At 43.9% G+C, this 10,806-nt stretch carries 8 protein-coding genes, 1 rRNA gene and 1 pseudogene; 2 read left to right on the forward strand and 8 right to left on the reverse strand.

All coding sequences use genetic code 11. The features are described 5' to 3' along the window. The 5 genes from E2980_RS23305 to E2980_RS23325 form a co-directional block, all read right to left on the reverse strand. A 16S ribosomal RNA gene (locus E2980_RS23305) occupies positions 1-65 on the reverse strand; the annotation flags it as partial. A gap of 392 nt (positions 66-457) precedes the next feature. Beyond that, positions 458-1,717, reverse strand: coding sequence for a bifunctional diguanylate cyclase/phosphohydrolase (locus tag E2980_RS23310; protein ID WP_240703169.1), 1,260 nt, complete (start codon positions 1,715-1,717; stop codon positions 458-460). A 1,044-nt stretch (positions 1,718-2,761) separates the two neighbouring features. Beyond that, entirely contained in the window at positions 2,762-3,343 is a 582-nt protein-coding gene (locus E2980_RS23315) for a DUF5317 domain-containing protein (protein WP_135154603.1), read from the reverse strand. 33 nt (positions 3,344-3,376) lie between these two features. Then, the gene (locus E2980_RS23320) at positions 3,377-3,553 is read right to left on the reverse strand and encodes a helix-turn-helix domain-containing protein (RefSeq protein ID WP_135154604.1); all 177 of its coding nucleotides are present in this window, start codon (positions 3,551-3,553) and stop codon (positions 3,377-3,379) included. A 171-nt stretch (positions 3,554-3,724) separates the two neighbouring features. Beyond that, a complete protein-coding gene (locus E2980_RS23325) occupies positions 3,725-5,497 on the reverse strand; it encodes a PAS domain-containing sensor histidine kinase (protein WP_205700021.1) in 1,773 nt (590 codons plus the stop codon). Positions 5,498-5,677: 180 nt separating this feature from the next. Here E2980_RS23325 and E2980_RS23330 point away from each other — a divergent pair. Beyond that, a pseudogene (locus E2980_RS23330) lies at positions 5,678-5,851 on the forward strand (H-type small acid-soluble spore protein); the annotation flags it as partial. A gap of 139 nt (positions 5,852-5,990) precedes the next feature. Here E2980_RS23330 and E2980_RS23335 read toward each other — a convergent pair. From E2980_RS23335 to E2980_RS23345, 3 genes are all read right to left on the reverse strand, one after another. Next, positions 5,991-7,247, reverse strand: coding sequence for an ATP-binding protein (locus E2980_RS23335; RefSeq protein WP_135154607.1), 1,257 nt, complete (start codon positions 7,245-7,247; stop codon positions 5,991-5,993). A 139-nt stretch (positions 7,248-7,386) separates the two neighbouring features. After that, on the reverse strand, positions 7,387-8,451 hold the full coding sequence (locus tag E2980_RS23340) for an undecaprenyldiphospho-muramoylpentapeptide beta-N-acetylglucosaminyltransferase (protein ID WP_135154608.1): 1,065 nt from the start codon (positions 8,449-8,451) through the stop codon (positions 7,387-7,389). Positions 8,452-8,540: 89 nt separating this feature from the next. Next, positions 8,541-9,434, reverse strand: coding sequence for an AraC family transcriptional regulator (locus tag E2980_RS23345; RefSeq protein WP_135154609.1), 894 nt, complete (start codon positions 9,432-9,434; stop codon positions 8,541-8,543). Between the two features lie 138 nt (positions 9,435-9,572). Here E2980_RS23345 and E2980_RS23350 point away from each other — a divergent pair, with 138 nt between their 5' ends. Next, entirely contained in the window at positions 9,573-10,622 is a 1,050-nt protein-coding gene (locus E2980_RS23350) for a glycoside hydrolase family 88/105 protein (protein ID WP_135154610.1), read from the forward strand. Positions 10,623-10,806 lie beyond the last annotated feature (184 nt).

Below are 10,806 nucleotides of genomic sequence, written 5' to 3' on the forward strand. Positions count from 1 at the left end.
TCGACTTGCATGTATTAGGCACGCCGCCAGCGTTCGTCCTGAGCCAGGATCAAACTCTCCATAATAGTGAAGCCGAAGCTTCTTATTAAAGAGCCTTTGAGGCTCAATCTGTATTGCTGGTTTGTCTCCGCCGACTCGAAAGCCGACCTCGACGATTATTTGTTTCTTACGCTCAATGTTCAGTTTTCAAAGAACAATTCGTGTTTCTTGTTCGCCTCGTTGTCCGAAGCAAGAAATCTATCATACCGTGTATCGCTTCGCGTTGCAACCCTCAATTTTTTCCAACTAATAGATTTTGTTATCTTTCATTGTTTGTCGGGAAGAGAGAGTTTCAATGCCATAACGGCAGGAAATACAATGTAACATAGGCACGCTCACAAAAGCAACAATCCAAAATATACCAGCCCAGGGTAATCACCCTGGGCTGGTATTGTGCTTATCATAACTTCGCTTCATCTTATTTGGCACGCGAGGACGACTTATTTTCGATGTATTGGACAAAATAACCGACAAGCTCCGGATCAAACTGCGTACCGGAACATGCTCGCAACTCCTCAAGGGCTTCCTGGAACGACTTTGTTTTCTGGTAAGGCCGTTCGGTTGTCATCGCATCAAAAGAATCTATGATGCACAACACGCGAACAAGCCGGGGGATTTCAATGTTTTTCAAACCGTAAGGATAGCCTTTGCCATCGTATCTTTCATGATGTAGTTCGACTAACGGCACCAAATCCTTGTATTTGTCCGTTACTAATACGATTTCTTTGCCCCATTGAACATGCTTCTTAACGATTTCCCATTCTTCGTTCGTTAACTTCGTCTTCTTATTCAGTATATCTCGAGGGATTTCCAATTTTCCGATATCATGGATCAATGCACCCAGAACTAATAAACGGCGATCCGTCTCATTGAGTTCCAAGACATCGGCCATATCCACGGCATAAGAAAAGACGCGCTTCGAGTGCTTAAACGTATAGACATCCTTAGATAGAAAAATTTTGATTTGTTGCTCGATCTCATTAATATCATGTTCAAGCCTCTGAGGAATTTCGCTCTCCTCGCCATAAATGCAAACCGTGTTTTTCCCTTTTGACTTCGCTTTGTAGAGCGCACGGTCCGCGCAATCAATCAACTGGGACTTGTCGTAGGTGTCCTTGTGGAAGGCCATAATTCCTGCCGAAAAGGAAATGCAGCCATGGGGGAGAACTTCCACTCCCTCGAACGGAGTATCGTTGGTTTTCTTCCTTAGCCTATCGATAAATTCCTTTGCTGCATCGTTTGTGAAACCCGGCAGGATGATCGAAAATTCTTCTCCGCCATAACGGGCAGCGAACAACTGAAGAGGCTCGCATTCTTCTTTAATAAGTTGCCCGAAGAAGGCCAGAAGCCGATCCCCCTGCGGGTGGCCATAAGCGTCGTTGTATTTTTTGAAATCATCCAGATCGATCATCACCAAAGATAGCGCTAAATCTTTCTCCTTGGCCTGATTCATATATTCATCCAGCTTTTCCTCGAAGTAACTGTGGCTATAGAGGCCTGTTCGCTGGTCCATATTCGCTTTTGCGCTCATTTCGTTGTACATCTTGAATAACTGACGAAATGCGTGGGACAGCAACATTCCGATTGCCAGAAATAAAAACAATCCGAAAGTATTGCCGTTATTGATCAAGATCACAAGAACGATCGAGAGGAGCAAGGTGCTTAGATAGGCAAACATAGCATCTTTCAGAAATGTTTTGATGATTTCATATAATACCCCTTTATATAAAAGAAAGTAGTAGAAACCAACAAGGAGTACGTTTGTGAAAAAGTAAACAACCAACGCAATGATATACGCATATAAATGCTTTATATCGAATAAGCCCGCTTCCCCCCCAAAAACTTGGTACGTAGCGCTAGCTCCGGTTATCATAATCGTGTAAATCGAAAAGTTGAGCAGATGCTTCCACCATAACATTGTACGATCATATAACATGAAAATTATCGAACTAATTAACAAGACAAACAGAGAAAACCCCACTCCGAATATAAAAACAGCTGCCAAAAAAATGGACGAGTCCATGGACTGCTGGTTTCCCTCGGGGGGTAGCCGGAATGTATAATAATCTAGAATCCGAACGGAAGCAACCAATGCGTATATCATGACCCAATCAGCTAGTGAATAGGACCGAAAAGCTTGAATATCGCTTGAAACAAACAGGATCGCACCGGCCAAACAAATTAGTAACGCATAGGCATAACCGGGTTGACGTAGCTGTCCAAAGTACCTACGAGCGACTCCCATTATTACTTCAAACCTTTCATTGGCTCTATTTAAAATGTTTTAGGGAAACAGGAATCCTGTTTCCCTTCGGTCGTTTGATTAATTGCCGCCGATTTTGAATCCAGATGTAAGAGCAATAATTACGGAAGCAACAATGACAGCGTTTATGAGAATGCGAGTGATTTTGATTCCTTCTAATTTTTTCATATGTATTAGCTCCTTTTAATTTTATAGTCCGCCGATTTTAAATCCAGACGTAAGTGCGATTACTACGGAAGCAACGATAAGCGCGTTAACGATAATGCGAGTGATTTTGATTCCTTCTAATTTTTTCATATGTATTAGCTCCTTTTAATTTCCGCCGATTTTGAATCCAGACGTCAGTGCGATTACAACAGAAGCAACGATAAGCGCGTTAACGATAATACGAGTGATTTTGATTCCTTCTAATTTTTTCATTGGGATCAAGCTCCTTTTCAATTGGATTGTGAATTTATTTTATTTTGCCTTAGCAAAGGGAGTACTTAATTTGTGAGCCAACAAAGCATGCTGCAGATAAATGAAGATACCGAAGTTCATAATTACATCGCCGATGCTGATGACTAAGCTTCTAGGGTACGGCAGCGTAAGTGGAATAATGTCCCCTAAGAAGGGCAGCAAAGTTGAATCCGTTAACAGTTCATGCTTTGTAGTGATCGACTCGCCATTCATCGTATCGGCGTAATTCGGATCTAACACTGAAATCGCATCTATGGAAACCGGCATCTTGCCGCCGTTCGCCAACATCACGAGAAAGTTAAGGGCGACACCTGCAAATATCCACCAAAAACCTTTTTCCATCCGATTCAGCCACAGCATGTAAAGCCCCGCTACGTAAACAACCATGAACATGTAACTGTTATAATCTTCAATTACTTGAACCTTATCATGCAGGGAGTATAGCCCAAGTTGAATCAGGAGCAGTACCGGGAAAATCCATCCCCCGCGAATACGAATCTGCGAGAGAGCCACCAGGCCATTTCGCCAGCCGGCACGAATCCATCCTACAACAAGCCCTATTACGATTCCGTCGTAAACCATCTTGGCAAATCCCTTCGAACGTCTTGGAGTAGGTTAGACAACAGCTCTTTTCTTGCCGGGCTTCGGTTGACTCTTGTTGAGGATATAAGTCTTCCCGAACTTGCGACATACGACCTTTCCCTCACGGCATAACCGTTTCACATGGTCTTGATGAACTCCCCAAAGTTTGGATGCTTCCTCAGTAGACATGATCTCGTTCAGTGGGTTCAACTGACTTCCTCCTCCTTCATGAAAAGAGGCAATCTAGTGAAATGAAATTACGACTAGTAAATACAGGAAATTCTCTTTTCTAACCTGATTATAGATTGTCCGACACCGGACGTCAACAAATTTTTTAATAATAGATTCGACAACGAGAGTCGACAACGACAACGATGATTTTCAACCCATCGAAGAAGGCAACTCGATTTCCAAGGTCGTACCTTCATTGACTACGCTGCGGATGGTTATCATTCCCCCGTGCGCTTCAATAATTCGATGACATACCATTAGACCTAATCCCGTTCCACTCTCCTTCAATGAAAAAAACGGCTCGCCGATTCTCTCCATTCGATTCTCGGGGATTCCCACTCCTTGATCCACGATCCGCGTCATTATATTTCCGTTTTCCTTCATATAAACAGTGATTTCTACCTCCCCACCTTGAGGCATGGATTCAATCGCGTTTTTCAGAACATTCATATACACTTGCTTTATTTGATTCGGCTCGCACTCGAGGGGTAAAATCGGAGGATCTACGTTAACCTTCATCTGGACATTAAAAAGAAGGGCTTGGGGTTGCATGAAAATAATGACATTATCAATAAGGTTGCGAAGGTCGCATTTAATAAAGTTCAATGCCTGAGGCTTGGCCATGCCTATGAATTCATTGACGATATAGCTGATCCTATCAATCTCCATGAGCATGATATCCACGTAATCCGTATTTTTCGACTTCAATAACTGCATAAAGCCCTTTAACGACGTCAAAGGATTACGAATCTCATGCGCAACCCCCGCGGCAAGCTCTCCGGCAATCGACAGCTTATCGGATCTGCGGATCATTTCCTCTGTTTTCTTGCGCTCCGTCAAGTCTCTGATGACAACCTGAACAACCGGTTTCCGGATATCCTTATGGACGCAGACTGACGCTGCTTCAACATCGATAAGCTCGCCATCCATACTTTTAAGCTTCAGTTCGATAAACTCCATGTAATCATCGATCTGAACGACACTCTCCATGCGTTTCAAGATGATGGGGTGGTAGCTGGGACAAACGAAATCAATAATGGGAAGCCCAACGAACTCCTCTATCTTCGTGCCCTTCAAAAGCTTTATTCCCATATCGTTCACGAAAGTAATAATGCCGGCTTGATGGAGAAAAATCGGTTCAGGAGAAAGCTTCAATACCCGGCCTAATTCCTTTTCCTTAACAGCAAGTTCGGATTCGGCTTTCTTGCGATCGGTTACGTCCCGGAATAATAATTGAACCGATCTCACTCCTTGAAATTCGATCGGAACAGCTCTATATTCCGTATGTATGATATTACCATCGAAGCGAATTAACCTTAGCTCGACGCTTTCCGATGCCTTGCCATTCTTATAAAGCTTATCGACAAAATCGGGCAGAGCCGCCAAATCTTCCGCATGAATAAATCGAGACACTGGCTGGCCGACAAGCATTTCCGGGCTATCCGCTCCCATAAGCTTTACGGTGGCCGGGTTAGCGAAAACGATCTTGAAGTCATGGGACACGACAATAGGCTCCGGCGAGCAATCCACCAGAACCCGATATCGTTCTTCGCTTTCCCTGAGCCGATCCTCTGCATGTTTCTTATCCGTAATATCCCTCTCGATGACTACGAAAGCCACGAGCTCTCCATTCTCGTTATTCACGGGAGAAACCGTCACGTCGGCATAGAAATAACTGCCGTTCTTGGCGAACTTCACCGCTTCGAATACGGTAACTTGCTCCCCCCGCAGGACCCGTTCAACGACTTTCATTGATTTTTCCCATTCCAGCGGAGTCAATGGCAGCTCCTTGCCGACGATCTCTTCCCGCGACCAACCGTGGAGCTCCTCGAATTTCTTGTTTACTTCCAACACTCGTCCGCTTAAATCGATGACGTAGACCCCGTCCGATGTTAGATTCAAGAATGAATTAAGCACGAGCATCTCATTGATATCTCTCGATAAATAGTTGTTATTAATCGTCATCACCCAGGGCTTAGAATGAAATATCAGTTTATATATTCCCCGCGGCTCGACAAAACCCTTTTGCAACCCGGCAATAACGAATACATCCGTCAAAAAGCGCCAACACTGTAATTACCGCATGCCAAGGAGGCCACAAAAATGAACAAGCAACGAGCACAAGAAATAGCCGCTTCGCCGACCATGGCAAACGTGACTTATAACGGAGTGCCCGTCTACATCCAACAAGTCGATGACCACGAAGAAACCGCCAGAGTTTACCCATTGGATCAACCCGAGAAAGAAGAAAACGCACCTTTGCGCAGCCTAATTGAAGATTCCCCATTACCCGATACGGATGATGTCCACATGTCATGTTCACGGAATCCGTGAACGGATAAAAAGCCATTCTTCCAGCCTCGTGGCACAGCGAAGAATGGCTTTTCGTTTCCTTTTCAGGAATAGACTCCTTACCTCATGCGGATAATATTGTAAAGGTTATGAGATATTCAGTCCCCACGCCCGGTTCACTTATTATCTCGATATTCCCCTGCATTTTTTTTATTATCCCAAACGAAACCATAGTCCCAAGACCAGTGCCCTTTTCTTTCGTAGAATAGTAAGGAGTTCCGAGTCTTTTGATTTGCTCCATCGTCATACCGACGCCGGTATCGGTTATGGTTAATAGGGCAGTATCGTTTACCTTTTCTAAACTGAACTTTAGGATCCCGCCGTTCGGCATGGCTTCTATTGCATTTTTGCCAATATTAATTAAAGCTTGTCTGAGTTTTTGTCTATCTCCCTGCACATAGGCCGCTTCGAATAATATCGTGTTAATCGCTACATTATTGTAGTTCGCATAGGTTAGAAGAATATGGGAAACATACTCCACTTCTTCTTTGAGGTTAATACGGTCTATGTACTCCGGGTCCGGTTTTGCAAGCGACAAATAATCGGAAATAATATTCTGGGCCCTGTCCAATTCCTCGAGACATATTTTTTGATAGTAACCCCTTGTTTGAGCTGGCAGACCGTCTTTTCCCAATAATTGAATAAATCCTCTTACTGATGTTAATGGATTCCTGATTTCATGAGCTACCGACGCAGCTATATCGCTCACGATTTTTATTTTCTCGCTTGCAATAATTTCTTCCTGCATAATGAAATATTTATTTACATATTCCAATAGATAGACATAAACTCCGGCAATTAGTCCTTGCAATAAATAAGTCTGCAAGAGGGGCAGCGGGTTGTCGAATAATACATGAAGTCTATGATTTAACGCGAGATAGGTGGACACTGTCATCAGCTTAATCAGCGTACAAATCAACACGGCAAATGCCACTTTAATTTTCAAATTATAATAGGAGTATCTCTTAATAAATAAAGAGATAATAAAAAATGATGGCAGCAAAGAACAAAGATAAAGTAAATTGTTAGGATTACCCATCACGAAGCGGTAAAGAATTAGCGTTAAGTATAAAAGGATCGTTACATGCGGTCCGCCGTACAAAAAGCTAATCGTTAAGGGAATAGACCGAAAATCATAAACAAGTCCATATACCTGTACAGGAAACGACATTGTAGTTATCAAAGCAACTGATAAAACCAGATACTTTAATAAGCGGTGTAGGAAAACCCTTCTCTTTGTTTTAAGTATGTACGGGTAAAAAACCAAAGGAAAAAAAATAAAGAATACGTTCAGTAAAAAATCTTTGTAGTGGTTGATCATTATCCGATTTCCTCTGCTCTTGATCGATTCATTCTCATTAATACATTCGCCGATGATTAATCTTTTCCTCTAATTCATACAAAAAGAACCCTTACAGAGTAAGGATTCTTGGGTTGATGGTGGCTTCTTCAAATACAAACTATCTGGAAACTTGTTTAACCAATTCAAAAACGAATGACAGGGCATCCTTCCGTTCAAATCGGCTCATATTTTGGAGGTAGACGTGCCGATTCTCATAAATCTGTTTGATACTGCTTATCAAAGTATCAGCGGTAAGATCCTCTTCAAAAAGCACTTCACAATAACCTGACTTCTGAAAGGTATCGGCGTTAACCAACTGATCTCCCCGACTTTGTTCCAACGTTAATGGAATAAGCAGCATTGGCTTTCCCAAAGTTAAGAATTCGAATATGGAATTGGCTCCCGCTCTGGAAATCACGACGTCGGACATCGCCACTATGTCAGGGAGCTCTTCCTGTATATATTCATACTGCCTATAGAGCGGGTATTGATAGGATAAGTCAATTTGCCCTTTTCCGCAAAGATGTACAATTTGAAAATGTCCCACGAGACGTTCTAATGACGACCTTACTGCATGATTGATCTTCCCTGCCCCAAGACTCCCACCCATAATGAGCAGTACTGGCTTCTTATTAATAAAATGGCAGAATACTCTCCCACGTTCCGCACTTCCCTGTTTCAGCTCCTCACGTATGATAGGCCCTACGTAATGCGTTTTACCACTTGGAAGATGCTTTTCCGTATCCGGAAAGGTTGTGCAAATGCGAGTTGCAAAAGGAATCGAAATTCTGTTTGCCAATCCTGGAGTTACATCTGATTCATGTATTACAATTGGCACTTTATTGAGCCACGCTCCAAGAACAACAGGAACAGAGACAAATCCCCCTTTAGAAAACAGAACATTCGGCTTCTGTTTTCGTATCAGACGATACGCTTGAAAGACCCCTTGGATGACCTTAAACGGATCTTTCATGTTTTTCCAATCTAAATATCTCCTTAACTTGCCGGTAGCAATCCCGTGGTAACGAACATTCCTGACGGAAAGGACCAGTTGTTTCTCTATACCGTTTTCCGAGCCCAAATATTCAACTGACCAACCCTCTTCAAGAAATCGAGGAATCAAGGCCAGATTAACCGTCACATGGCCGGCCGAACCTCCGCCTGTAAACATGATCTTCTTCATTAAGCTTCACCTATCGTTCATAAGAACTATTTACCATATTCATTATACGATTTATCGCCTGCACATACCCGACAGGAATACCATTTTCCTTAAAAATCTCTGGTGCTATAGCAGCCATTATGTGCGGATCGATAGCGGCTAGGAGTCATCCCCGAGAAACGTTTAAAGGTATGACAAAAGTGGGAAATATCTTGAAAACCAACGGTAGCTGCGACTTCCGTGATCGGAAGCTCAGTTCCTTGCAAGAAATCCTTGGCCTTATTAATTCGATAAGCGACCAAGAATTCGTTAATGGAGACTCCCGTATTCTGCTTAAATATCCTGAACAAGTAGGAACGCGACAAATGGAACCGTCCGCACAAATTCTCCGTGCGGAGAGGCTGGTGGTGATGCTCCATGATATAGCCGAGAATGTTCTCGACCAGTCGTTTCTGTTCATAGGTCCCCCCCTGACCTTCACCCGATTCAGATTGATAACGTCCTAGTTGGGCAAACAATTGCAGAAGCAGGCTTTTGACAATCAAAGGGTAGCAGGGCTGTTTCCTTGTAATTTCCAACTCCAGTTGAGCCAGCGTTTCCTGCAGACTCAATAGCTGTCGAGCGTTTAATCGAGAATGAACCGAATCACTATCCGGCTTGGGAAGCCATTGTCTGATCGCTAATGAGCAATCCCTATCTTCCGCATATAAATTTTCTAAATAACTTCTTTGCACCGCTAGGACATATCTATGAAAGGGCACATTCGTATTCGGTCTCGGTAGATGCAACGCCTTCGGCTTGACAACCGTGAACGTACCCGCTCCCAATTCATGTATCCGTTCACCCGCAATGAAACTGCCATTTCCCTGTAAACACAAATAGAGCTCAAATCCATTATGGGAGTGAAACATAGGTTGGTATAAGCTCGTTGTCCGATACGAGCAATGAACCGGGAAATCCGACAGTGTCGCATTCGTCAATTCATCCACTACGGATTCGGGCAATTCGGAGTCCCCCTTTCGCCTCTCCACTTAATATTAAAGACAATATCCCAACCCAATAAGACGATAGACCAAGTTTCGCTTCAATCCTCATTGTATATTGAAATTATACCTATACACTTTCATGGAAGGAATGAACAAATGCCAAATACGATCTCTTACGATTCTATTAATCAAACTGCGGACCAGGTTTATCGTTATATGCGATTGGATCATTCGGGTAATTGGGGAATGGACATCCATCATTGGGACTGGGTTCCCGGCGTTGGCGTCATTTCGATACTATCTTATTATGAAAAGACCCGGAAAAAGGAGGTTCTGGATGTTCTGATCAAGTGGGCTCGCAAAAACATGCAAAAATCGGAACAATCGAGAGTCATCAATTCCATGGCGCCTTTTGCCATCTTTCCCGCGCTATACGAGCACACGCAGGATCGCCTCTTCCTTGAGAGTGCCGTACGCATCGGACAATGGATGCTTACGGAGGCCCCCCGCACCCGAGAAGGAGCGTTCGAGCATACCGTCACTGAAAATGTCAGCTTTCCGGAGCAAGTATGGGCCGACACTATCTTTATGGCTGTGCTGTTCTTAGCCCGTCTTGCTCGCCAGACTGGCGATGCATCCTACGCTATCGAAGCCGTTAATCAATTGGAAATCCATTTGAGTCTGCTTGAAGACAAAGAAACCGGCGTATTGTTCCACGGATGGAATTGCATCGCTCAGGATCATATGTCCGCCGCTCGTTGGACTCGCGCGAATGCCTGGATCGCCGTTGGAACTCCGATGATCGTGCAGGAGCTGGAAGGGCTCGCAAACGTATCGGAGCAAGCATTAGAACGTTACCGAGCAATGATGCACGGACTGATCCGCTTTCAGCAGGCTGACGGTCTTTGGACTACCGTCATGGATCGAGCGGATTTCTATCCGGAAACCTCGGGCAGCGCCGGCATTGCTTGCGGCATCCTAAAGGCCGTTCGTCATGGCTTATTAGACATCTCTTGCCAAGATGCGGCCTTTCGGACGTTGAAAGCGATTGTTCCCAAGGTGCTTCCAAGCGGAGAGGTTACCGGCGTTTCCGGCGGCACGCCGGTTATGCCTTCCATCGAAGCCTATAATGATATCCCCTGCCATCCTACGCTTTATGGGCAAGGGCTTGTTCTGATGCTGCTCTCCGAGCTGAATGTTAAATAATCATATCGTCGTTTAGAGAGCCTCAGCACTAATGCCAGCTGAGGCTCTCCCTTTTAACTATATAGACGGCAATAAAGAAGCCGTTATATCTATATCTTAATGCAAAGTCGATCAATAATTTTCATCGGACTTTTGCTTATTTCGTCAGTAAAGCCTTTTACTGCAGTTCTTATCTCGTCTACGG

Origin of the sequence: Cohnella luojiensis (assembly GCF_004564235.1) — a bacterium.
Taxonomy (GTDB): domain Bacteria; phylum Bacillota; class Bacilli; order Paenibacillales; family Paenibacillaceae; genus Cohnella; species Cohnella luojiensis.

Excerpts from the sequence above, each read along its gene's own strand:
- E2980_RS23315 (WP_135154603.1), bottom strand. The coding sequence starts at position 3,343 with ATGGTTTACGACGGAATCGTAATAGGGCTTGTTGTAGGATGGATTCGT.
- E2980_RS23350 (WP_135154610.1), top strand. The coding sequence starts at position 9,573 with ATGCCAAATACGATCTCTTACGATTCTATTAATCAAACTGCGGACCAG.
- E2980_RS23340 (WP_135154608.1), bottom strand. The coding sequence starts at position 8,451 with ATGAAGAAGATCATGTTTACAGGCGGAGGTTCGGCCGGCCATGTGACG.
- E2980_RS23325 (WP_205700021.1), bottom strand. The coding sequence starts at position 5,497 with ATGCTCGTGCTTAATTCATTCTTGAATCTAACATCGGACGGGGTCTAC.
- E2980_RS23335 (WP_135154607.1), bottom strand. The coding sequence starts at position 7,247 with ATGATCAACCACTACAAAGATTTTTTACTGAACGTATTCTTTATTTTT.
- E2980_RS23310 (WP_240703169.1), bottom strand. The coding sequence starts at position 1,717 with ATGTTTGCCTATCTAAGCACCTTGCTCCTCTCGATCGTTCTTGTGATC.